Raw genomic sequence first — 23,497 nt, 5'->3', positions numbered from 1 at the left:
TCAACTGACCCCTTCGCGGGCAAGCCCGCTCCCACAGGGAGTTCTGTTGTTTGGGGAATCAGCGCTGGCCGATTAGTTGTGGGGGATGGAGGTCGGTGGAAGTTAGGCTATCAATCACATGCACGCTATACCCAGGAACATTTTTCGCATGATGCTTCGCCTGCGACGCCATTTCCGCGAGTTGACTGGCGTCCAGCTGTGCGCAGGCTTCGGGATGCAGGTGCACCACGCCGATGGACAATGACAACAGCGGAAACTCCTGCCGTATTCCCTGGCGATTCGGGGCGATGAAGCGGCCGGCGTCGAGGTGTTCGGGGCGATAGAAGCGGCGGCATTGGCTCTGGAAGTCGTCGAGCAACTGGTTGAGGCGTTTGCGCCAGTCTTCCGGGCCGAGGACGAGGAGGAAGTCGTCGCCGCCGATGTGGCCGACGAAGTCGCGGGACGGGTCGACGCGTTCGTTCAGGCATTGCGCCAGGCATAGCAGGACTTCGTCGCCGCGGCCGTAGCCGTAGATGTCGTTGAAGGGTTTGAAGCTGTCGATGTCGACGTAGCAGATGACCGATTCGCGGCCCTGTTGCAGCAGACGGGTCAGGCATTGCTGGATCGGTACGTTGCCGGGCAGCAGGGTCAGCGGGTTGGCGTAGCGGGCCTGCTGGATCTTCAGTTCGGTGATCAGTTTGAGCACGTCGATCACCCGACCGAGGCCGAGGTAGCTGCCGTTGAGGGTAATGATGAAGTCTTCTTCGATGCGCTGGCGAGCACGGCTGGTGATCAGGCGGCTGACCTGTTGCAGCGACTGGCTCATTTCCACGGCGAGGAAGTCGTCGTTCATCAGGCGGCTGATCGGTTTGCGCGCGAACAGGTCGGTGGCGAAGGGTTTGAGCAGGGCATCGGACAAGGAATGGCGGTGGACGATGCCGCACGGCTGGCCTTGTTCGTCGAGCACGGCCAGCGAGTTCAGATTGGCCTGACGGCGAAACGCTTCCAGTACCGTAGCGGTTGGCGTGTCGCGCCCCACAGCCGGTTGGTCGTTGAGCAGGGCGCTGAGGTCGCTGCCTTCGTCGTTCAGCGCGACGGTGCTGCTGTCATGTTTGGGCATCATCGCACGGGCGTCGCGGGGCGGGTGCTCTTGTGGGCGACCAAGCAAGTATCCTTGCACCAGATCCACGCCCATTTCGGTCAACACTGCCAACTCCTCTGGCAGTTCGATGCCTTCAGCAATCACCTGCGCGCGTGAGGCTTTGGCGATCTGCAGGATCGAACCGACGAACTCCCGTTTCAACGCATCCTGATGAATGCCGTCGATGAAGTGGCGGTCGATTTTCACGTAATCCGGACGCAGCTCCGACCACAGGCGCAGGCTGGAGTAGCCGGCACCGAGATCATCCAGCGCAATCGAAAAGCCCATCGCCCGGTAGTGATGCAGCGCGGTTTGCAGTAACTGGAAGTCATCGATTGGTGTCTGCTCGGTCAGTTCGATCACAACCTGGCTCGGCGGAATACCGAAGTCTTGTAGCAACTGCAGGGTGCGCCCCGGTTGATGGGCAGCTTCGAGCAGGGACTCTGGCGAGACGTTGAGAAACAGTTTGCCCGGCAGTTGCTGCTCATTGAAACGGCGGCAGGCCGATTGTCGGCAGGCAATCTCCAGTTCGCTCAGGCGCCCGGCCTGACGCGCCACGGCGAACAGGGCAATGGGTGAGTGCAGCGGACTGTTGGACGGGCCACGGGTGAGGGCTTCGTAACCGAGTATGCGTCGCTCAGAGAGGCAGATGATTGGCTGGAACAGGCTGTGTAAGCCGCTTTGACTCAAGATCGAGCTCAAGGCACTCAGCTGTTCGGTCGTGGTCATGGCAATCTCTGGCGATAAAAAAGGACTGGGAGCGCTCTCGATGAAAAGAGTGGCTCCCAGTCCTTTATTGCACGACAGAATGATGACTGTTTGATGACGATCCCGGGATCATCACCATTAAATTGCCATCACCTTACTTCTTGGCCACCTGATTGCTCAGCTTCAGGTAATCCAGCAGCACGCGCCCGGTTTCGCTCAGGTAAGCATCGTCTTCCGGTTTGACCTTGTCCGGGTCGGCAGCCGCGATGAGGTCTTCATCTTCTTTTTTCAGCTCTTTGAGCGGTTCTTCGCCTTTGGCCTTGCGACGGATGTTTTCCATGGCCAGTTGTTTGGCGTCGATGTCGGTGTGCTGGGCACGACGCTCGGCTTCATTGAGACTGACGGTTTTCTCTTCCATCAGTTTCTGCGCCAGCGCCAGCTTGTCACGGATGAACACGAACTCGGCATCCTTGGCGGTGCGGGTGTCATGCTCGGACTTGAGCTGAGCCAGGAACGGTTTGAACGGATCGGCCGCCGGTTTGATCGCCGCGCGGATGGTGTCCCACGGCATGGCTTCCGGCAGGGCGCTCTCGCCGATTTCCTTGGTGTCGATCAGCGACGGGTAGTCGATGTCTGGCAGGACGCCCTGATGCTGGGTGCTTTGACCGGACACCCGGTAGAACTTGGCCAGGGTCAGTTTCAGCTCGCCATGGTTCAGCGGCTGGATGGTCTGCACGGTGCCCTTGCCGAAGGTCTGGCCACCGATGATCAGCGCACGATGGTAGTCCTGCATGGCGCCGGCAAAGATCTCCGAAGCCGAGGCGGACAGGCGGTTGACCAGCAACGCCATCGGGCCTTTGTAGAATGCGCCCGGATTTTCATCTTCGAGCACATCGACACGGCCATCGGCGTTACGCACGAGCACGGTCGGGCCCTTGTCGATGAACAGGCTGGTCAGCTCGGTGGCTTCCTGCAGGGAACCGCCGCCGTTATTGCGCAGGTCGATGACCACGCCGTCGACTTTGTCTTTCTGCAGTTCGGTCAGCAGTTTCTTGACGTCACGGGTGGTGCTCTTGTAATCCGGGTCACCGGCACGGAACGCCTTGAAGTCGAGGTAGAAGGCCGGGATCTCGATGACGCCGAGTTTGTAGTCCTTGCCGTCCTGTTTCAGGTTGAGGATGGACTTCTTCACCGCCTGATCTTCGAGCTTCACCGCTTCACGGGTGATCGACACGATCTTGGTGGTCTGGTCGTTCGGCGCATTGCTCGCCGGAATCACTTCCAGGCGGACCACAGTGCCTTTCGGACCACGGATCAGTTTGACCACTTCGTCCAGACGCCAGCCGACCACGTCGACCATTTCTTTGTTGCCCTGGGCAACGCCGATGATCTTGTCGGCCGGGGCAACCTGTTTGGTCTTGTCGGCCGGGCCTGCCGGCACCAGACGCACGACTTTCACCTGGTCGTTGTCGCTCTGCAACACGGCACCGATGCCCTCGAGGGACAAGCTCATGTTGATGTCGAAGTTTTCCGCGTTATCCGGCGACAGATAGTTGGTGTGCGGATCGTACGACATGGCGAAGGTGTTGATGTACGCCTGGAAGATGTCTTCCGGACGGGTCTGGTCCAGGCGCGCCAACTGGTTCTTGTAGCGCTTGGTCAGGGTTTCCTGGATCTGCTTCGGCTCTTTGCCGGCGATCTTCATCCGCAGGACTTCGTCCTTGACGCGTTTACGCCACAGGTCGTCGAGTTCGGCGGTGGATTTGAGCCAAGGGGCGTCCTTGCGATCGATCAGCAAGGTTTCCTTGCTGGTGAAGTCCATCTTGTCGACGCCTTTGTTCAGCTCGGCAAGGGCGAAGTCCAGACGCGCCTTGACGCGGTCCAGATAGCGCTTGTAGATGGTGAACCCGGCGTTGAGGTCGCCGCTTTTCAGGAAGTCGTCGAACTGGGTCTTCCACTTGTCGAATTCGGCGATGTCGCTGGCCATGAAGTAGCTGCGCGACGGATCCAGCAGCTTGATGTAGCTGTCGTAGATGATCACCGAGCGCGCATCGTCAAGCGGCGGCTTACTGTAGTGGTGACGCTTGAGCAACTCGACGACGTTCAGGCTGGCGATGACTTCATCGCGATCAGGCTGCAACTTGTCCCAGCTGTTGGCTGCGAATGTGGTGCCCGACACCGGCAACAAACCGATACCGATGAAAAGAGCGAGGGCGGTGCTGGGGAGCAAATGCTTCATGCTGATTCGACGCGGGGACAATTGATAACGCATATTAGGCCGTCTTTGAAGTCGCCGGTTCTACGAGAGCCGGTCGCATAATGCAAAAAGCCCGGCGCTACAGCTTCGGGCTCAGTCCAGACTCACTATGGAGGCACTGTGAAGGCATTGCAAGGCGTTGAAGGTCAAGTGGCATGGGTTGAAGAGCCGAGTCCTACATGTGATGTAGGACAAGTCCGCATCCGCGTGGCGGCAGCCGGCCTCAATCGCGCCGATTTATTACAAAAAGCCGGGCTCTATCCGCCACCGCCTGGCGCCAGCCAAGTGCTCGGCCTTGAGTGCTCGGGGGTGATCAGCGAGGTCGGCGCGGGCAGTTCGTGGCAGGTCGGCGATCGGGTTTGCGCCTTGTTGGCCGGGGGCGGGATGGCCGAAGAGGTGGTCGTCGACGGACGGCATGTGCTGCCCGTGCCCGAAGGCGTGTCGTTGATCGAGGCCGCCGCATTGCCTGAGGTTTATGCAACAGTCTGGCTGAATGTGTTTCAACTTGCGGCGCTCAAGCCGGGTGAGAAGGTTCTCTTGCACGCTGGCGCCAGTGGAATCGGTTCAGCCGCCATTCAGCTGTGCAAAGCCTTTGGCAATCCGTGCTGGGTCAGCGTCGGTTCTGCCGAGCGGCTGGCTTACTGTGAGGCGCTGGGGGCCCAGGGCGGGGTCGTGCGTACCGACGATCTGGAAAGCCTGCGCGATTTCGGCCCGTTCGATGTGATTCTCGATCCGGTAGGAGGCAACTACTCGGCGCTCAACCTCAAGCTGATGGCGCTGGATGGACGCTGGGTATTGATCGGTTTGATGGGCGGCCGTGAGGCAAAACTGGATCTGGCGCAGGTCTTGGCCAAGCGTGTGCAACTGCTGGGCTCGACGTTGCGCAGTCGCGATGATCAGTTCAAGGCGGATTTGTTGAGTGATCTGGGCCAGCAGGTGTGGCCGTTGTTTGCAGAGGGGCGCTTGAGTCCGCAGTTGGCCAAGGCTTTCCCGGTGAAGGATGCCGAGGCGGCGTTTGCGGAGTTAGCGAGTAATACGGTTTCCGGGAAATTGGTGTTGGTGATTGATGAAAGTCTGAGCTGACAGCAGGGAAAAGCCCCTCACCCTAACCCTCTCCCATAGGGAGAGGGGACTGACCGGGTTGTTCTGCTGGGCTACATCGACCTGATGCATCGGGTCGAACTCAGGTTTGGAATATCAACCTGCCTGTGCAGATTAAATCTTTGTCATTTCCACAGATGGATCGGCCAACCGGCCTTTTCGGCATGCTCCAGCAACACCGGATCCGGATTGACCACGTGCGGGAAATCCACCTTCAGCAGCAACGGCAGATCATTGCGTGAGTCGGAATAGAAGCTTGCGCCCTCGAGGTTCTCTTCCTCGGCATCCAGCCATTCCAGCAAGCGGGTGATTTTGCCTTCGCGGTAGGTCAGGGTGCCGACGGTCTGACCGCTGTAAACGCCATGGGCAACGTCCAGTTCGATGCCCAGAATCTCGTCGATGCCCAGACGTTCGGCAATCGGTTTGACCAGGTGCGTGCCCGAGGCCGAGATCACCAGGATCCGGTCGCCGGCCTTGCGATGGGCGGCAATGGTTTTGGTCGCGTCGCTGAAGATGATCGGTTCGATGAAGTCTTCCACCCACGGACCGACCAGATGTTCGACCTCTTCCGGGGGGCGACCGATCAGCGGCTCAAGGCTGAACGCCATGTACTCTTCCATGCGCAATTTGCCATGGCTGTAGGCGTCCATCAGTTCATTGTTCTTGCGCATGAACGACTCGGGATCGACCCAGCCCAGGCGACCCATCTGTTCGCTCCAGAGGGTGGCGCAGTCGCCGTGGATCAGGGTTTCGTCCAGATCAAAAATTGCCAAAGCCATCAGTGCAGTTCTCTCTTCAACGTCAGCAAAGTCATCAGGCTACCTCACACAGGGCTGTCGGATCGATGGAAAGCGCCAGGCGCTGACCGTCGGGGTGCAGATCCGCCGCCGAGCGGTTGAGCACGTCCACCACCAGTTCCACGCCGCGCGCCTCGACCCGGTAGCGGATGACGTTGCCGAGCAGGCTGTGGCTGCGGATCTGCGCATCCAGTTCGCCGTTGAGGCTCAATTCGATGGCTTCCGGGCGAATCGCGATGCGGTGGTTGATCGGCCGTTGCAGCAGTTTCGAGGCACTGTCGGCGTCGAGCAGGTTGTAGTTGCCGATGAAACCGGCGGCGAATAGATCGACCGGCGCGGTGTACAGGGTTTCGGCGTCGCCGCTCTGGACGATTTTCCCTTGGTTCATCAGGAAAATCCGGTCAGACATGGTCAGCGCTTCTTCCTGATCGTGGGTGACGAAGATTGTGGTCAGGCCGAGTTCGCGCTGGATCTGGCGGATCTGTTCACGCAAGTGTTTACGAATTCGTGCATCAAGGGCCGACAGCGGTTCATCCAGCAGCAACAGACGCGGGCGCGTGACCAGCGAGCGGGCGAGGGCGACACGTTGGCACTGACCGCCGGAGAGCTGGTGCGGATAGCGACTGGCGAAGTCGTGCAGTTCAACCAGTTTCAACACTTCGGCAACGCGTTTATGGCTGTCGTCGGCATTGACCTTCTGCATGCGCAGACCGAAGGCAACGTTCTGCTCGACGGTCATGTTGGGGAATAGCGCGTAGCTCTGGAACACCATGCCGATCCCGCGTTTTTGCGGGCTCAGTGGCACGATGTCGACGTTATCAAGGAGGATCTTGCCGCCATCCACCGGCGTCAGGCCGGCAATGCAGCGCAGCAGCGTGGACTTGCCGCAACCCGACGGGCCGAGCAGGGTGACGAATTCGCCCTTGTTGATTTCGCAATTGATGTCGCTGAACACCGTGGTGCCCGCGTAGTTTTTCTTCAGGTTCTGGACGCTGACATAGCTCATTCGCTTTTGTCCTTGTTCAAGATGTTGGCGATCCAGGTCAGGACCAGCACGAAAAAGAAATACGAGATCACCAGCGCACTGGTGAAGTGACCGCTGCTGTTGCGCATGTTGTTGAGGTACACCTGCAGGGTTTCGTAGCGTGTGCCGACGAGGATGTTGGCGAACACGAATTCACCGAACAGGAACGAGAACGACAACAGCAACGCGACCATCAGACCTTTGCGCAGGTTCGGCAGCACTACAAGGAAGGCCGCCTGAAAGGTGCTGGCGCCGAGCAGTTGCGCGGCGTCCATCAGGTCGCGCAGGTTGATCGCCTGCAGGTTGTTGGTGATCGCGCGGTACATGAACGGCAGCGCCACGGTGAAGTAGCAACCGATCAGGATCCATGGCGTGCCGACCATCGCCAGCGGCCCGGAACCGTAGAGCTGCAACAGCCCCACCGACGACACCACCGGCGGCACCGCGAAGGGCAGCAGGATCAGGATGTTCATCAGCGCATCGAGTTTCGGGAAGTGGTAATGCACCACGAACAATAGCGGCAGAATCAGCACCACCGACAGCACCAGCGCGCCGACGCACACCAGCAACGATTGGCCGAAAGCGTGCAGGAAGCGTGGATCGCTCCACAACTGCAGATACCACTTGAAGGTGAAGCCGCTGGGCAAGATAGTCGCCGACCAGCTGCTGGCGATCGAGTAGATCAGCGTGCCAACCAGCGGCAGCAACAGGATCGCGAACAGCAGATAAACCACGACGCGGTGGTAGACGCCGGCCGGGCCGGATTCAGCGCGAGACATGGTAGCTCCTCTTCAACAGCAGTTGATGCACGACGGTGACGATGGTCATCAGCGCTACCAGCACCACGGCCAGCGCGCTGGCCAGGTTCGGGTCCAGCGAAATGTCGCCGGAGACCATCGCCGCGATGCGGATCGGCAGCACGTTGAAGTTGCCGGTGGTCAACGCGTACACCGTGGCGTAGGCGCCGAGGGCGTTGGCCAGCAGGATCACGAAGGTGCCGAGCAGGGCCGGGGTCAGCACCGGCAGGCCGATGTGGCGCCAGAACTGCCAGCCGTTGGCGCCGAGCAGCGCGGCGGATTCGCGCCAGTCTTCACGCAGGGCGTCGAAGGCCGGGTAGAGCAGCAGCACGCCGAGCGGGATCTGGAAGTAGGTGTAGAGGATGATCAGGCCGGTTTTCGAGTACAGGTTGAAATCCTCGATGATTCCCGCCTGCTTGAGCATGAGGGTGATGCTGCCGTTGAACCCGAGCAGAATGATGAACGCAAAGGCCAGGGGCACGCCGGCGAAGTTGCTGGTCATGTTGGCGAAGGCATTCACGAAGTTGCGCAGTTTCGAATCGACCCGGCGCAGGGAATACGCACCGAGCACGGCGATGATGATGCCGAACACGCTCGACCAGAAGCTGATCTCGAGGCTGTACTGGATCGCCTGCAAATAGAACTTCGAGCTGAAGATCTTGCTGAAGTTGGCGAAGCCCCAGCCGAACTCTTCCGACTGCAGGCTGTTGATCATCACCCAGACCAGCGGGGCGATTTCGAACACGATAAAGAACAGAGCGAAGGGCACCAGGCACAGGGCCGCGAGCCATTTGCCGCGAGTCATGGCATTCACTTGAGCAACTCCCGGCACACAGGTTTGTCGTGGGGCACGCCGAGCAGTTCGCAGACCGTGCCGCAAATGTCGATCTGTTTCGGCGCGGCGTCAGTGTTGAGGCTGAAGGCGTTACCAAGGACGAACAGCGGCACTTGGCGTTCTTCCGGCAGCAGGCCGTTGTGCGAGCGGTCGTTGTTCATGCCGTGGTCGGCAGTCACCAGCACTTGATAGCCGGCATCGAGCCAGCCTTGCAGGTAGTCGGCCAGGATGATGTCGGCGAAGCGGGCGCTGTTGCGGTATTGCGGGGTGTCGAGGCCGTGCTTGTGGCCGGCATCGTCGATGTTCATCGGGTGGATCAGCAGGAAGTTCGGCGCATGGCGCAGGCGCAGGTTTTCCGCGTCAGCGAACAGGTGTGAATCCGGATAGTGGTCATTCCAGTAGAAATGTCCGTGCTGGATCGGCAGCGCCGGATCGTCGGTGTGACGGTCGCGGGCGGCCACGAATGGCGAGCGGTTGTACAGCTCGCTGACCCAGTGATAGGCCGCAGCGGCGGTTTTCAGGCCGGCGTCGCGGGCGTAGTGGTAGATGCTGCGCTGGTTGGACAGGCGCGAGACATCGTTGTGGACAATACCGCTGTCGATTGGCGTTACGCCGGTGAGGATGCATTCGTAAAGCGGTCGGGACAGGGCCGGCAGCTCGCACTCCAACTGGTAGAGCGCGGCGCGTCCTGCGCCTACATAAGCTTGCAGATGCCCCATGGCGTGACGTGCGACCTCGTAGTTGAGGCCGTCGAGCACGACAAGGATGACGTTGTGTTTCATAGGGGCAACAACTCCGCGAAATTCAAATATTCCGAAATCAACTCAATCCCTTGTGGGAGCGAGCTTGCTCGCGAAGGCGTCATGTCAGCCAACATCAATGCTGAATGAATAACCGCATTCGCGAGCAAGCTCGCTCCCACAGGGATCTTTGTCGGATCAAACAGTGGGTCAAGCCATCACTTCATCTCGACGATGACTTCTTCGTTCCACTTCTGTGGCAGGGCCTTGGAGGTTTTTTCCCACGCGTCGGCGTCCTTGATCGGCGTGACCTTCTTGTACTGCTCGTTCGGCAGCAGCTTGGCTTTCACGTCTTCCGGCAGTTGCAGGTGCTCGGCGCGGATCGGACGGGCGTTGCCGCGCGCCAGGTTGGTCTGGCCGGCGTCGCTGAAGATGTATTCGCGGGTCAGCTTGGCGGCGTTCGGGTTTTTCGCGTACTTGTTGATGATGGTGGTGTAGCCGGAGATCACCGAGCCGTCGGACGGGATCAGCACCACGTAGTCATCCGGGTTGGCCATCTTGGCCTTGTAGCTCAGGCCGTTGAAGTCCCAGACCACACCGACTTCGATCTCGCCTTTTTCCATGGTGGCGATGGTCGGGTTGGCCATCGACAGGCGACCCTGCTTGGCGATGTCTGCAAACAGCAGCAGGGCCGGCTGGAGGTTCTTCTCGTCGCCGCCGTTGGCCAGGGCCGCGGCCAGTACACCGTTGGCGGCTTGCGCGGCGGTGCTCACGTCACCGATCGAAACCTTGTATTTGCCGCCCTTGAGGTCAGCCCATTTGGTCGGTACTTCGGAGCCGTGCAGCAGCTTTTTGTTGACGATGAAGGCGATGGTGCCGGTGTAGGCCAGCGCCCAGTTGCCGTCCTTGTCCTTGGCCCATGCCGGAATCTGCTCCCAGGTGCTTGGCTTGTACGGTTGCACCACGCCCTGCTTGACCGCGATCGGGCCGAAGGCGGCACCGACGTCGCCGATGTCGGCGGTGGCGTTGTCCTTTTCAGCGGCGAACTTGGCGATTTCCTGGGCCGAGCTCATGTCGGTGTCGATGTGTTTCAGGCCGTAGGTCTTGGCCAGGTCTTCCCAGGTGCCTTTCCAGTTGGCCCAGTCATCGGGCATGCCGACGCTGTTGACGGCGCCTTCCGCTTTCGCAGCGGCTTCGAGGGTTTTGAGGTCGGTGTCGGCCGCCATGGCGGCGGTGCACATTGCAATGGTCGAGCCTAACAGTGTTGCCAGGAAAAGCTGTTTCATTCCGAAGCTCCTTGGTCGTGTTCAACGCTGCGATTGCGGTTTGTGTTGGTCTAGGTCAGCAATACCTGAGCCAATTTAAGGGGGCTGGATGACACTTTCATGTCGGCGGCCGTGCTTCAGGCGTTTTAATTGCGCCGGATCGGTGACTGCCCCGTAAGCGTAGACCAGGCTCAAAGGCCCGGCCGGCAAGGGACTTGGCCGATGTATTGCAAGCCGTGAGTACGACCGTTCGGCAGCTTTGTCATCTTTCGGTCATCTGCACTGCCTAGGCTTTCCACACGCGGAAACGGTTCATTGGCCGCCAGGTTTTGCCCCGAAACAGTGCTGGTCTAGTCCAGATAGGTAACGTTGATGCGCGATGAGGCAACAAAAGCGGTGACAGCCATTGGCCAGGTGTTGCAGGAGCAACTCGACCACGGACTTCTCGCGCCCGGCAGCAAGTTGCCGGCCGAGCGCAAGCTCAGTGAGTTGTTTGGTACGACGCGGATTACGGTGCGCGAGGCGTTGTTGCAACTGGAGGCGCAAGGGCAGATTTATCGTGAGGAGCGGCGTGGCTGGTTCGTTTCGCCGCCGCGCCTGGCGTACAACCTGATGCAGCGCAGTCACTTTCACGCGATGGTCAGTGCGCAGGGGCGGGTGCCGTCGACCGAGGTGATTTCGGCGCGCCTGCAGCCGGCGTCGGCGGCGGTGTGTGAGTGGTTGCAGTTGCCGGCGCTGTCCAGCGTGATTCAGATTTGCCGGTCACGGCGGATTGACGGGCGGCTGGTGTTGTATGTGGAGCACTATCTGAATCCGCAGTTTTTTCCGGGGATTCTGGGGTTCGATTTGAATCAGTCGATTACCGAGTTGTATGCGCGGCATTACGATTTGCACTATGGGCGGGTGCGGTTCGAGATTGTGCCGACTTCATTGTCGGTGGATGCAGCGGCGGCGTTGCGTGTTTCTGTCGGGAGCCCGGGGTTGAGGATTGCTCGGGTCAATTATGATCAGCATGAGCGGTTGATTGATTGTGATCTGGAGTTTTGGCGGCATGATGCGATTCACGTATCGGTTGATGTGGTTTGATCGTTTTGGGGGCATATCCGTTGCTTCGGGTGTTGCTGATTAGGGTTCCGCCCTTACGGCGGGTCACTTTTTCCAGACGCCGAAAAAGTAACCAAAAAGGCTTGCTCCTACGTCCGGCCCGCTCGCTAATGCTCGGGGTTCCTTCGCTCCGGGATCGATCCGGGCGCAGCGCCTACGGTTTGCTTCGCTGCACCTCCTCTCGCTGTGTTTGGCTGCGCCAAACGGTCGCTGCGCTCCCACCCCCCGGATCAATCCCTCCACTCAGCCTTCCGACGTCGCCCGTGGATCAAGATCAAAAGCGGTACTCGAGCTAACGCTCATTGTGTTGAGTGGTGAGAAGCCGAAGCGATACGAATATCTAACGGTGAACTCAATCCCTGTGGGAGCTGGCTTGCCAGCGATGGCGGCCTGACAGCCGACCAATTTCTGGCAGGCTGCACACGGTCTAAATGTGGGAGCGAGCCTGCTCGCGAAAGCGCCCCCACAGTCATCTCAAACCTACTTGCCTGCCCCCGCATTGGCATACAAATAATCCGTCGCCAACGACGCCATCGTCCTCACGCCCACCACCAGCGCCGACTCATCCACAAAGAACCCCGGATTGTGATTCGGCGAGGCTTTGCTCATGTCTTGATCCCGCGGTGTCACCCCGAGAAACACGAACAGCCCCGGCACTTCCTTGGCAAAGAACGAGAAGTCTTCCGCGCCGCCCACCAAGGGTGCATTTACCACGTCATCCTTGGCTGCCCATTTCAACGTAGGCAGCATTTTCTCCGTCAGTGCCGGGTAGTTGATGGTCGGGTCGTATTTTTCGATGATGGTCACGTCGGCTTTCGCGCCGCCGCTTTCGGCGATTTTTTCGATGGTCTGGCGCACGTCTGCGTGCAGTTTCTGGCGGATGCCGTAGTCGTAGGAGCGAATGGTGCCGCTCATGTCCACGGATTCGGGAATGATGTTGTAGCGGGTGCCGCCGTTGATGGTGCCGATGCTCACGACTGACGGATAGGACGAGATGTCGGTGCGGCGGCTGACCACGGTTTGCAGGCCGACGATGGTTTGTGCGCCGACGGTGATCGGGTCGATGCCGTCCCAGGGGCGGCCGGCGTGGGTTTGTTTGCCGAGGATTTTGATGCGCAGGTCGTCGGAGCTGGCGAGGGTGGCGCCCGGGCGGTAGGCGATCTGGCCGGCGGGGACGCCGGCCCAGACGTGCAGGCCGAACACGGCGTCGGGTTTCGGTGATTTCATCACGCCTTCCTCGACCATCATTTTCGCGCCCCAGGTGTTTTTGCCGTCGGGGATGAAGTCGCTCGGGCCCTCTTCGGCGGGCTGGAAATAGAACACCACGGTGCCCGGCAAGGTGTCGCGCATGCCTGTAAGAATTTTCGCTGTACTCAGCAGGATCGCAGTGTGGGCGTCGTGGCCGCAGGCGTGCATCACGTCGACTTGTTTGTCGAGGTAGGTACCTTTGGCTTGCGAGGCGAACGGCAGGTCGGCGACTTCCTTGACCGGCAGTGCGTCCATATCGGCGCGCAGGGCCACGGTCGGGCCGGGCAGGGCGCCTTTGAGGACGGCGACCACGCCGGTGCGGGCGACGTTGGTTTTGACTTCCAGGCCCAGCGCCTTGAGCTGTTTGGCGACCAGCTCCGAGGTGCGTTTTTCGCTGTTGCCGAGTTCCGGGTGGGCGTGGAGGTCGCGGCGGGTTTCCAGCAGTTCCGGTTCAAGGGCCTTGGCCTGCGCGGCGATGTGTTCGCGGCTGCTGTCCAGGGTGGCGGCAGCGGCGTGGCCGGCGACAAGGCTGAGTAGAAGGGCTTGGGTCAGGCGGGTGAGCTGCATCGGGTTTCTCCTTGGTTATTGTTGTTCTGGCTTCCCTGCCTGTGACCCGCACCTCGCGCCCAAGTGCTATTCCTTGGGCTGGCCACCGCCGGCGGTGATCACTTGCACGCTCATGCGCGGCGTTGCCAGGTCCAGGCCGGCCTCGTCGAGGTGGCGTTTGAGTGACAGGTTGAACGCCCGGGAAACTTCCCATTGTTTAATCGGCGCGGTCTTGAAGCGGGCGCGCAGGATCGCGCTGCCGGACTCGAAGCTTTCCACGCCCTGGATTTCCAGTGGTGACCAGATGTTGCGCCGCTGCAGGGGATCGGTGCGCATTTTCTGGCCGACTTCGCGCATCAGTTTGATCGCGTCGTCGATTTCCATGTTGTACGGCACCGCCACGCGGAAAATCGCGTAGCCGAATTCCCGGGAGTAGTTCTTGATGCTTTTGATTTCGCTGAACGGGATGGTGTGGACGATGCCGTCGATGTCGCGCAGGCGCACGGTGCGAATGGTCAGGCCTTCGACGGTGCCGAGGTGGCCGCCGACGTCGACGTAGTCGTCGATCGCCAGCGAGTCTTCAATGATGATGAACAGACCGGTGATCAGGTCGGCGACCAGCGACTGTGCACCGAAGCCGATGGCCAGACCGATCACACCGGCACCGGCCAGCAGCGGCGTGACGTTCATGCCCATGTTCGCCAGGGCGACGATCAGCGCAATGATGAAAATCGCCACGAACAGCACGTTGCGGATCAGCGGCATCATCGTCTGTGCGCGGGCATTCGCCAGGCCTTTGCGCGAGCGGGTGAGGGCGTGGTGCACGGCGGTGTCGGCGAGGATCCAGATCAGCCAGGAGAAAATCAGCGTGCCGATCAGACTGAACAGTTTGACGCTGACGTCATGCCCTTCGCCCTCGGTGAAGCCGATCAGCGATTCGCCCCAGACGCGCAGGCCAAGTTCGATGAAGGCCAGCCACACCAGCAGATGCGCCAGGGTGTAGAAGAAGCTTTTCAGGCGTTCCGAGTAAAGCGCATGGCGTTTCGGCCCGCGCTGCGGTTTCAGTGAATGCCGGCGCACGAGGCCGTTGATCACCATGCACATGACCAGCAGCACGGTGCAGATCAGCGACTGGCGCAAGGCGGTGCTGGTGTCGCCGGCGGAGACGAAGGTGGCGAACAGCGAGATGCCGACCAGCACCAGCGCCGGCACATACCAGAAGGTGCCGAGGATTTCGATGGTGTCGCTCAGCGCCCGGCGGGTCAGGCGCCGTGACAACGGCTGGTTGCGAATCAGGTGCGCGATCGGCCGACGGAAACGCAGGATGAACAGGCCGGTGAACAGCGCCGCGAGGACATTGGTAATGGTCGCGGTGGTGTGCGCCAGGTGCACGCCGAGGCTGTCCACCAGGCGCGGGTCGTTCAGCGCTTCACCAAACGCGGCGAAGCTGCCGATCAGCCACAGCGGGCGGAAGGCCTGATGGCGCAGGATGTACAGCGCCCGGTGCCGGTGCGGGCCGTCGAGCAGCGAAAACGCGATCACGCAGATCGCCGAGAAACAGGTGCCGACCACCAGGGCATAGGCCAGCACCATCGCCAGGCTTTTGCCCAATGAAGATGGCAGTGCGTAGCTCATGTAGACGGTGATGACCAGTGCAATCAGCCACGGCCCGAGCTTGCGCAGGGCAAAGCGCAGCATGTCGAGAGCCCTGGGGTGCTGGGGCAGTTCTTCGGTCAGGCCAAAGCGCATGCGCACCCGGTGACCGAGCCAGATCAGCGCAGCGGCGAGCAGGCTCCAGACCATCAGGATCACGGCGAAGGCGAAGATGATCGGCAGCCATTCACTGGCCGGCAACATCAGGTTGTCGAGTTCGTCCTTGGCCAGGTCGAACTCGTTACCCCAGCGAGTCAGTGGGCTGTCGGCACCGGTGAACTGTTTTTCGAAACTGGCCAGGGTGCCGCCGATCAGGCCCAGCACGCCTTCTTCGGGGCTGGCCTGGGCTTTTTTGGTGGCGTCGCGCAGCTTCTTCAGATCGGTCAGCAGTTGCGCGCGTTGCTTGTCGTTTTCCAGCGACTTGATGACTTCGTCGAGGGACTGGCCGAGGGGTTCCTGCGCTTCGGGCTGGGCTTTGCTGGTGTTGAGCAGACCGGGCAGGCCGACCGCATGGGCCGGCGCCAGCGGCAGCAGCGTCATCAGGCAAACGAGGAACAGGCAGGGCAAAGCAAAAAGACGAGCAAACACTAGGCGGTCAACCTCGCAAGGGGCGGATTCGCTGGAGTGTACGAGCCCGTCATTATCAATGCGAGCCGGGCGCGGATTTATTCGTTGAGTTTGGCGAGGATCTTGTAGACCACGGTGGCGAGGATCGTCAGCATGCCGACCCACATGGCAAAGACGCCAGCATTCTTGTCGCGGAAGTTGAAGCCGATGGCCAGCATGATCATCCCGGTGAGGATGGGCACGAGCATGGCGTGGAATGAAGACATCGAGATCATGGTGACTGCCTTGTCGAAAGGAATGATTCAAGTCTAGGTCGGTTTTCGCTGCACCGGGCTGATGTGTATCAGAATAGAGCCGGTTTTGCGCTGATCGTGTGGCGAGGGAGCAAGCTCCCTCGCCACACAGCAGGGGCTTACGGCAAGTCGCGGGAGGCGTAGAACGCGCTCAGAACTTTGACCAGGTGCGCCAGGTCATGGCTGCCGCACAGTTCGCGGATCGAGTGCATGGCGAAGGTCGGCAGGCCGATGTCGACCGTGCGCACGCCCAGGTGGCTGGCGGTGATCGGGCCGATGGTCGAGCCGCAGCCCATGTCGCTGCGCACGACGAAGCTCTGCACCGGGACTTCTTCGGCCATGCACAGGTGGCGGAAGAAACCGGCGGTTTCGCTGTTGGTGGCGTAGCGCTGGTTACTGTTGACCTTGATCACCGGACCGGCGTTGAGTTTCGGGCCGTGATTGGCGTCATGCTTTTCCGAGTAGTTCGGGTGCACGCCGTGGGCATTGTCCGCCGACACCAGCAGGGATTTCTGGATGGTGCGGACGAACTCGTCACCTTCCGGCAGCAGACGGCGCAGGGTCTGCTCGAGCATCGGGCCGTCGGCGCCACAGGCCGAGCAGGAACCGACTTCTTCGTGATCGTTGCACACCAGCACGCAGGTTTCTTCGGTGTCGGCGGTCAGCAGGGCCTGCAGGCCGGCGTAGCAGGACAGCAGGTTATCCAGACGGGCACCGGCGATGAAGTCACCGTTCAGGCCAATCACCGCGGCACTTTGCGTGTCGTAGAAGCTCAGCTCGTAATCGAGCACCACGTCGGCGTTGAGGCCGTGTTCGCGGGCCAGTTGATCGGTCAGCACGGCGCGGAAATCCACACGCTCGTCACCGGCGAACTGCGCGAGGATCGGCGGCAGTTCGGTCTGTGCGTTGATCGCCCAGCCCTGGTTGGCTTCACGGTTGAGGTGAATGGCCAGATTGGGAATGATCGCGATCGGTGCCTTGAAGTCGATCAACTGGCTCTCTACCTTGCCGTCACGGCGGAAGGTCACACGGCCGGCCAGCGACAGGTCGCGGTCGAACCATGGTGCCAGCAGTGCGCCGCCGTAGACTTCGACGCCCAGTTGCCAGAAGCCCTGACGTTGCAGTTCCGGTTGCGGCTTGACCCGCAGGCACGGGCTGTCGGTGTGGGCGCCGACCAGACGGATACCGTCATACAGCGGCGAGTTGCGGCCCATTTTGATCGCGACGATCGAGGAGTCGTTACGGGTGACGTAATAGCGGCCGTTGGCCTCGGTGTTCCACGGCTCACGCTCGTCGAGGCGCACGTAACCGGCGGCCTCCAGACGCTGAACAAGGCTGGCGGTGGCGTGGAACGGGGTAGGGGAGGCCTTGAGGAAGTCGATCAGGCCTTGGTTCAACTCTTCGCGCATAAGAAGCTCCAGACAGCAATGGGCGGGAGTTTAACGCATCGGCCAGGGAATTGAATCTGCACCGGATCCTTGTAGGAGTGAGCAGGCTCACTCCTACAAGGGGCTGCGGTGTTGGTCAGAACGGCGCCGGGCACTCGAAGCGCAGGCGTTCGCCGGTTTGCGGATGGGTGAAGCTGAGCATGCTCGCGTGCAGGCACAGCCGTGGCCATGCCGCCAGCGCCTGCTCGTGGGCGTAGAGGCCATCACCGAGCAACGGGTGCCCGATCGACAGCATGTGCACGCGCAATTGATGCGAACGCCCCGTGATCGGCGTCAGCTCGACGCGACACCAGTCGCCGCAGCGTTCCAGCACGCGCCAGAAGGTCAGCGCGTGTTTGCCGAACTCATGATCGACCACATGACGCGGTTTGGTCGGTGGGTCGTAGCGCAATGGCAGGTCGATGCTGCCGCTGTCGAGTTCCGGTTGACCCCAGGCCAGGGCGGTGTAGGCCTTTTCGGTTTCACGGTCGTGAAACTGCCGCGACAGTTCGCGATGCGTGTCGGCGTCGCGTGCCAGCAGAATGATGCCGGAAGTTTCCCAGTCCAGGCGATGGACGATGCGCGCTTCCGGGTAGCCGTTTTCCTGCAGGCGGGTAATCAGGCAGTCCTTGTTGTCGTCGGCGCGGCCGGGCACCGAGAGCAGCAACGTCGGTTTGTCGACCACCAGTACGGCGGCGTCCTGATGGATGATGCGGATGTTGGACAGCGGCATTAAAACAGCCTCGTAACAAATGCCAACGGCGGTTCAGGGCCATTCCCGCACGGGAATGGCCCTGAACCGCCGTCGTTCCTGCCGGATCGACTCAGCGATCAGGCAGGGTGATGTTGAGTTCCAGAATCGAGCAACTGCCCTGGCTTTCCAGTGCAACATGTACGTCGTCGTTGCCGATGTTGACGTACTTGCGGATCACGTCGACCAGTTCCTTCTGCAAGGCTGGCAGGTAATCCGGCGTGCTGCGCTGGCCGCGCTCATGCGCCACGATGATCTGTAGACGCTCTTTCGCTACCGAGGCGGTACTTGGCTTTTTGTTGGCACGAAAGAAGTCAAAAAGGTTCATTACCTACCTCCAAACAGGCGCTCGAAGAATCCCTTCTTCTCGACATCGAGGAACCGGTGTGCTTTGTCTTTGCCCAGCAGGCGGTCGACGGTATCGCTATAAGCCTGGCCAGCATCGCTCTGGTCGTCGAGGATCACCGGCACGCCCTGGTTGGATGCCTTGAGCACCGCCTGGGATTCCGGGATCACGCCGAGCAGGGTTACCGAGAGGATTTCCTTGACGTCTTCAACGCCCAGCATCTCGCCTTTTTCAACACGCTCCGGGTGGTAGCGGGTGATCAGCAGGTGTTCCTTGATCGGGTCTTCGCCACGTTCGGCGCGGCGCGATTTGCTCGCCAGCAGGCCGAGCATGCGGTCCGAGTCACGTACCGAGGACACTTCCGGGTTGGTCACGACGATCGCTTCGTCAGCGAAGTACATGGCCAGGTGTGCGCCTTTCTCGATGCCCGCCGGGGAGTCGCAGACGACGAACTCGAATTGCTCCTTGAGCTCCATCAGGACTTTTTCCACGCCTTCGACGGTCAGCGCGTCTTTGTCGCGGGTCTGGCTGGCGGCCAGCACGTAAAGATTTTCCAGACGCTTGTCTTTGATCAGCGCCTGTTGCAGGTTGGCTTCGCCGTTGACCACGTTGACGAAGTCATACACCACGCGGCGTTCGCAACCCATGATCAGGTCAAGGTTGCGCAGGCCCACGTCGAAGTCGACGATCACTGTTTTGTGGCCGCGCAGAGCGAGGCCGGTACCGATAGCGGCGCTGGTGGTGGTCTTACCCACACCACCCTTGCCGGATGTAACCACGAGAATCTTGGCCAAGGTGTTTCACCCCTAAGGAAGAAGGACTTTTTAGCCCCTGAAAAACATCTCTTGAAAACTACTGCAGTCGGACAGCCTTGGCTGGAATTCGGCTTTTGGCCTTTTTCCTACTTCGTTTGAGCCGTTTTCGCTACGTTTTAGAGATGCTTGGAAAATGCGGCAGTATCCGTTAAAGCCGAATGATGTTCAACACGTCGCCCGACAGGCTGACCTGTACGCCCGAGCCCCACATCGGATCACGACGCAAATCCTCGGAAACCTTGTAATGGCCTGCGATGGAGATCAGTTCAGCGCTCAATTGCTGACAGAAAATCCGTGCCTTGGTATCGCCCTTGACGCCGGCCAGCGCACGGCCACGCATCGGGCCGTATACATGGATGTTGCCATCGGCGAGAAGTTCCGCCCCCGGACTGACCGACGACACCACCACCAGATCGCCACCCTGGGCGTATATCTGTTGGCCACCACGTACTGGCGTGGTGATGACGCGGGTCGGTTTGATGGTCGGCTCAGGCGGTTTTTCCGGCTTCTTTTTGACTTCCGCTTCCGGGGTTTCCAGCGGCCGTTCACGGGCACCGGACGGTGGCAGTACGGGGATGTCGATGGCGATGGCCGCGGCAATGTCTTCGATACGGCTGGCGCGGATCGCCAGGGTGCGCAGGCCGTGCTGACGGCAAACGCGCATCAGCCCCGGCAGATCGACCGCGCCTTCGCTCGGCGGCAGTTTGTCCAGTGCCAGAACCAGCGGCGCGTTGCTGAAGAAATTCGGCGCCTGGGCGACTTTGGCGGCCAATTGCCGATCGAGGCTTTCGAGGTCGTTACGGGCCAGTTCCAGCACAGTAATGGCCAGCATGCTGCCCTTGAGCTGGAATACGGGATCTTGGTCTAACGGTTCGGTTTGGCTCATGTCGGCATACAACGGCTTGTCACTAAAAGTGCCGAGACTTATAACGAGAACGCCCGCAGGCCGCAAGCCGGGTCGAACGATGTAGAATGCGCGGCCACTGTATTTACGGAAGCTTTAATGGATCGCCCGCGTTTTCGAAAAACATTTCTTTCTCCACGCTTCTGGCCGCTCTGGTGCGGTCTGGGGCTTTTGTGGCTGATCGTGCAGCTGCCTTATCCGGTGTTGCTGACCATCGGTCGAGTTTTGGGCGCCTTGATGTATCGCGTGGCCGGCGACCGGCGGCGCATCGCCAAGCGCAATCTTGAGCTGTGCTTCCCGGAAAAATCCGCCGCCGAGCGCAAACGCCTGCTCAAGGAAAACTTCGCATCCACCGGCATCGCTTTTTTTGAAATGGCGATGAGCTGGTGGTGGTCGCGCGAGCGCCTGGCCAAACTGGCCCACGTTGAAGGCCTTGAGTATTTGCAAAAGGCCCAGCGTGAAGGCAAGGGCGTGATCCTGATGGCCGCGCACTTCACCACGCTGGAGATCGGCGCGGCGCTGCTCGGCCAGCAACACACCATCGACGGCATGTACCGCGAACACAAGAATCCATTGTTCGACTTCGTTCAGCGTCGTGGTCGCGAGCGGCACAATCTCGATTCGCTGGCCGTGGAGCGCGACGATGTGCGTGGCATGCTCAAGCTGCTGCGCTCGGGACGGGCAATCTGGTACGCACCGGATCAGGACTACGGCGCCAAGCAAAGTATCTTCGTGCCGCTGTTCGGCATTCAGGCGGCGACCGTTACTGCGACGACGAAATTTGCCCGTCTGGGCAAGGCGCTGGTCGTGCCGTTCACTCAGGAACGTCTGGCCGATGGCAGCGGTTACCGCTTGGTGATTCATCCGCCGCTGGAAGACTTTCCCGGCGAGACCGAAGAAGCCGATTGCATCCGCATCAACCAGTGGGTGGAAAGTGCCCTGCGAGCCTGTCCCGAGCAATACCTGTGGGCACATCGCCGCTTCAAGAGCCGCCCGCCCGGCGAGCCGAAGCTGTACGCCAAACGCGGTTGATTGCCCCCATCCCTTCAAGCACCCCGGAGTGTTGCGATGAGCCCAGCTGAACCGGTTACAGGTTTGATTCTTTCCGGCGGCGGGGCTCGGGCGGCGTATCAGGTGGGCGTGCTGGCAGCGATTGCCGAGTTGCTGCCGTCGGGCGCGGACAATCCGTTTCCGGTGATCGTCGGCACCTCGGCCGGGGCGATCAACGCCGTCAGTCTGGCCAGCGGTGCCACTGACTTTCGCGCCGCCATCGAACGCCTCACTTTGTTCTGGCAAGGCTTTCGCAGTCATCGTGTGCTGCGCAGTGACTGGCCTGGCGTCATTCATCAGGCCAGTCGTTTTGTCAGCCACAGCCTGCTCGGCCTCGGTCGACAATTGCCGGTGGCGCTGCTCAACAGTTCGCCCTTGCGCGATTTACTCGAAGAAAAACTGCACATGCCCGGTATCGCCGAATCCATCGCGCGCAAGCAGTTGCATGCGGTGGCGGTGACGGCGTTCGGCTACGAGTCGGGGCAAGCCGTGACGTTCTATCAGGGCGGCGGCAAGATCGACGCGTGGCTGCGGCATCGGCGTATTGGCGTGCCGACCCAACTGACGGTGGAGCATCTGCTTGCCAGTTCGGCGATTCCGTTGCTGTTCGCGCCGGTCAAACTCGGCGATGAATATTTTGGTGATGGCGCGGTGCGCCAGTCCGCGCCGATCAGCCCGGCACTGCATCTGGGCGCGAGCCGGGTGCTGGTGGTGGGCGTCAGTGGCAACCCGCGCGGTTTCGATCCGCAGCAGCCGTTGGAGCGCGCCTACACCGGGCAACAGCCGACGCTGGCACAGATCGGCGGGCACATGCTCAACAGCACGTTTATTGACAGTCTGGAGAGCGATATCGAACTGCTGCAGCGTCTCAACCAGTTCAGCCATTTGATGCCCGAAGGCACGCCGACCCGTACGCTGGGCGTGGCGCCGGTGGAGGTGCTGGTGATTTCGCCGAGTCAGCCGATTGATGAGATCGCGGCGCGGCATCGCCAGGAATTGCCAGCGGCGTTGCGCCTGTTCTTGCGCGGACCGGGGGCGACCAAGACCAGTGGGGCAGGGGTGTTGAGTTATCTGCTGTTCGAGGCGGGGTATTGCAGCGAGCTGATTGACTTGGGACGGCGCGATGCGCTGGCCAAGCGCGAGGAGCTGTGCCGGTTTCTGGGGATCACCGAGGCGGTGGTTCCGGCCTGAAACCTGTGCTGAAGCCATTCGCGAGCAAGCTCGCTCCCACAGGAAATGTGTCGTTCACAAAATCCCTGTGGGAGCGAGCTTGCTCGCGAAGGCGTCCTTGCGGACGCCGCTGGATCAGAAGTGGAACTTCACCAGGAAGCTGGTCACGTTCTGATTGGTGGTGAATGCACGGGTGTCGTCGATCCCGTACTTGTCTTTCCAGTAGTCGTATTCAACACCGACGTAGAGCTGCTTCTCGCCGAAATTCAGCGCCTTGCCCAGGTCGTATTTGATCTGTGGGTTGAAGTGCAGGTTGGCGTGGTATTCGCCCTTGCTGTTGACGTCGTTGTCGACCACCCAGTCCATGAAACCATCGATCAGAATGTTCGAGTCGCCGACCGGGATGGTGTAGGACCACACCGGCGTAATCTGCCAGACGTTGTCACCCGGGCGCGAACCTTCGGTGTGACGCTGGTAGAAGTTCAACTGGAAGTAGTCGAAACCCGGGATCGCCAGGTCGAAGCCTGGGCCGATCAGGTAAGACTCGACATCGCCCTCACCGAACTCATAGGTCATCGCCAGCAACACGTCCTTGATCGGGCCGAACTCGATCTTCTGGTCGAGGATCTTGCCGAGCGACAGGCGCGGGCTGAACTCGCCGTAGTACGTGTTGTTGCCGACGCCGCCGTCCGGCTTGCCGTTGTAGAAGATCTTGTCGACGAACAGGAAGTTGTCCCCATACTTCCAGCCATCGGCGTGCTCGAAGGTAACGGTCTGCTGGATCGCCGGGTTGACCTTGAAGTCTTTGCCGTAGAGGTAGGTCAGGCTGTTGTTCTGCCATTGCAGCAGGCCGTCGGCCATGGCCTGGCCGCCGGCCAACATCGATCCCGCGAGCATCAGGCTGGTGCACATACGTTTCATTCGGTTGCTCCCAAAGTAGGTTCTACGTTTATTTTTTTTAAGATCGGCGCTCTGGTGT

General features: G+C 60.6%; 21 protein-coding genes. 4 read left to right on the top strand and 17 right to left on the bottom strand.

Annotated elements, in window-relative coordinates; translation table 11 throughout:
- Positions 1 to 58: 58 nt before the first annotated feature.
- Both K5Y35_RS26730 and K5Y35_RS26725 read right to left on the bottom strand, forming a co-directional pair.
- Positions 59 to 1,849: a bifunctional diguanylate cyclase/phosphodiesterase gene (locus K5Y35_RS26730; RefSeq protein ID WP_222833367.1), complete on the bottom strand. Its 1,791-nt coding sequence runs from the start codon at positions 1,847 to 1,849 to the stop codon at positions 59 to 61.
- A gap of 133 nt (positions 1,850 to 1,982) precedes the next feature.
- Positions 1,983 to 4,067 carry a carboxy terminal-processing peptidase gene (locus K5Y35_RS26725; RefSeq protein WP_185015818.1) on the bottom strand — a complete coding sequence of 695 codons (2,085 nt, stop codon included), beginning with the start codon at positions 4,065 to 4,067 and terminating at the stop codon, positions 1,983 to 1,985.
- 138 nt (positions 4,068 to 4,205) lie between these two features.
- Between K5Y35_RS26725 and K5Y35_RS26720 the strand changes: the two genes are divergently transcribed.
- Positions 4,206 to 5,168, top strand: a complete 963-nt coding sequence (locus K5Y35_RS26720) for a zinc-binding dehydrogenase (protein ID WP_123467439.1) — start codon at positions 4,206 to 4,208, stop codon at positions 5,166 to 5,168.
- A gap of 143 nt (positions 5,169 to 5,311) precedes the next feature.
- On the opposite strand, the gene K5Y35_RS26715 is transcribed toward K5Y35_RS26720, so the two are convergent.
- The 6 genes from K5Y35_RS26715 to K5Y35_RS26690 form a co-directional block, all read right to left on the bottom strand.
- Positions 5,312 to 5,965, bottom strand: a complete 654-nt coding sequence (locus K5Y35_RS26715; RefSeq protein WP_128616332.1) for an HAD family hydrolase — start codon at positions 5,963 to 5,965, stop codon at positions 5,312 to 5,314.
- A 34-nt stretch (positions 5,966 to 5,999) separates the two neighbouring features.
- Entirely contained in the window at positions 6,000 to 6,989 is a 990-nt protein-coding gene (locus K5Y35_RS26710; protein ID WP_222833366.1) for an ABC transporter ATP-binding protein, read from the bottom strand.
- Complete coding sequence (locus K5Y35_RS26705; RefSeq protein ID WP_007965346.1) at positions 6,986 to 7,786, bottom strand: ABC transporter permease; 801 nt, start codon at positions 7,784 to 7,786, stop codon at positions 6,986 to 6,988. The genes K5Y35_RS26710 and K5Y35_RS26705 overlap by 4 nt, the downstream gene beginning before the upstream one ends.
- Complete coding sequence (locus tag K5Y35_RS26700) at positions 7,773 to 8,609, bottom strand: ABC transporter permease (protein WP_177490697.1); 837 nt, start codon at positions 8,607 to 8,609, stop codon at positions 7,773 to 7,775. Before K5Y35_RS26700 ends, K5Y35_RS26705 begins: the two co-directional genes overlap by 14 nt.
- A 5-nt stretch (positions 8,610 to 8,614) precedes the next feature.
- Positions 8,615 to 9,421 (bottom strand): alkaline phosphatase family protein, encoded by an 807-nt coding sequence (locus K5Y35_RS26695; protein WP_222833365.1) that lies wholly within the window; start codon positions 9,419 to 9,421, stop codon positions 8,615 to 8,617.
- Between the two features lie 176 nt (positions 9,422 to 9,597).
- On the bottom strand, positions 9,598 to 10,665 hold the full coding sequence (locus K5Y35_RS26690) for an ABC transporter substrate-binding protein (protein ID WP_123467429.1): 1,068 nt from the start codon (positions 10,663 to 10,665) through the stop codon (positions 9,598 to 9,600).
- A 351-nt stretch (positions 10,666 to 11,016) separates the two neighbouring features.
- On the opposite strand from K5Y35_RS26690, the gene K5Y35_RS26685 reads away from it, so the two are divergent.
- Positions 11,017 to 11,730 (top strand): UTRA domain-containing protein, encoded by a 714-nt coding sequence (locus tag K5Y35_RS26685; RefSeq protein ID WP_123467427.1) that lies wholly within the window; start codon positions 11,017 to 11,019, stop codon positions 11,728 to 11,730.
- A 498-nt stretch (positions 11,731 to 12,228) separates the two neighbouring features.
- Here the strand turns inward: K5Y35_RS26685 and K5Y35_RS26680 are convergent, their stop codons facing one another.
- From K5Y35_RS26680 to minC, 8 genes are all read right to left on the bottom strand, one after another.
- Positions 12,229 to 13,563: an amidohydrolase gene (locus K5Y35_RS26680; protein ID WP_222833364.1), complete on the bottom strand. Its 1,335-nt coding sequence runs from the start codon at positions 13,561 to 13,563 to the stop codon at positions 12,229 to 12,231.
- 66 nt (positions 13,564 to 13,629) lie between these two features.
- Complete coding sequence (locus K5Y35_RS26675) at positions 13,630 to 15,783, bottom strand: mechanosensitive ion channel family protein (RefSeq protein WP_222833363.1); 2,154 nt, start codon at positions 15,781 to 15,783, stop codon at positions 13,630 to 13,632.
- A gap of 77 nt (positions 15,784 to 15,860) precedes the next feature.
- Positions 15,861 to 16,037 (bottom strand): hypothetical protein, encoded by a 177-nt coding sequence (locus K5Y35_RS26670; RefSeq protein ID WP_177490707.1) that lies wholly within the window; start codon positions 16,035 to 16,037, stop codon positions 15,861 to 15,863.
- 137 nt (positions 16,038 to 16,174) lie between these two features.
- A complete protein-coding gene (locus K5Y35_RS26665; protein WP_123467421.1) occupies positions 16,175 to 17,464 on the bottom strand; it encodes a M18 family aminopeptidase in 1,290 nt (429 codons plus the stop codon).
- A 115-nt stretch (positions 17,465 to 17,579) separates the two neighbouring features.
- Positions 17,580 to 18,215, bottom strand: a complete 636-nt coding sequence (locus K5Y35_RS26660) for an RluA family pseudouridine synthase (RefSeq protein WP_007960625.1) — start codon at positions 18,213 to 18,215, stop codon at positions 17,580 to 17,582.
- 91 nt (positions 18,216 to 18,306) lie between these two features.
- Complete coding sequence (gene minE / locus K5Y35_RS26655) at positions 18,307 to 18,561, bottom strand: cell division topological specificity factor MinE (RefSeq protein WP_003223146.1); 255 nt, start codon at positions 18,559 to 18,561, stop codon at positions 18,307 to 18,309.
- A complete protein-coding gene (gene minD / locus K5Y35_RS26650; protein ID WP_096822931.1) occupies positions 18,561 to 19,373 on the bottom strand; it encodes a septum site-determining protein MinD in 813 nt (270 codons plus the stop codon). Before minD ends, minE begins: the two co-directional genes overlap by 1 nt.
- A gap of 169 nt (positions 19,374 to 19,542) precedes the next feature.
- Positions 19,543 to 20,280, bottom strand: a complete 738-nt coding sequence (gene minC, locus K5Y35_RS26645) for a septum site-determining protein MinC (protein WP_038367080.1) — start codon at positions 20,278 to 20,280, stop codon at positions 19,543 to 19,545.
- Between the two features lie 117 nt (positions 20,281 to 20,397).
- On the opposite strand from minC, the gene K5Y35_RS26640 reads away from it, so the two are divergent.
- Both K5Y35_RS26640 and K5Y35_RS26635 read left to right on the top strand, forming a co-directional pair.
- Complete coding sequence (locus K5Y35_RS26640; protein WP_222833362.1) at positions 20,398 to 21,330, top strand: lipid A biosynthesis lauroyl acyltransferase; 933 nt, start codon at positions 20,398 to 20,400, stop codon at positions 21,328 to 21,330.
- A 36-nt stretch (positions 21,331 to 21,366) separates the two neighbouring features.
- A complete protein-coding gene (locus tag K5Y35_RS26635; RefSeq protein WP_123467417.1) occupies positions 21,367 to 22,539 on the top strand; it encodes a patatin-like phospholipase family protein in 1,173 nt (390 codons plus the stop codon).
- Between the two features lie 114 nt (positions 22,540 to 22,653).
- Here K5Y35_RS26635 and K5Y35_RS26630 read toward each other — a convergent pair whose 3' ends face one another.
- Positions 22,654 to 23,439 carry an outer membrane protein OmpK gene (locus tag K5Y35_RS26630; RefSeq protein WP_123467415.1) on the bottom strand — a complete coding sequence of 262 codons (786 nt, stop codon included), beginning with the start codon at positions 23,437 to 23,439 and terminating at the stop codon, positions 22,654 to 22,656.
- Between the last annotated feature and the right edge of the window lie 58 nt (positions 23,440 to 23,497).

The organism is Pseudomonas sp. SC3(2021) (assembly GCF_019856535.1).
Lineage (GTDB): Bacteria > Pseudomonadota > Gammaproteobacteria > Pseudomonadales > Pseudomonadaceae > Aquipseudomonas > Aquipseudomonas monsensis.
This window is presented reverse-complemented; position numbering and strand designations above follow the sequence as displayed.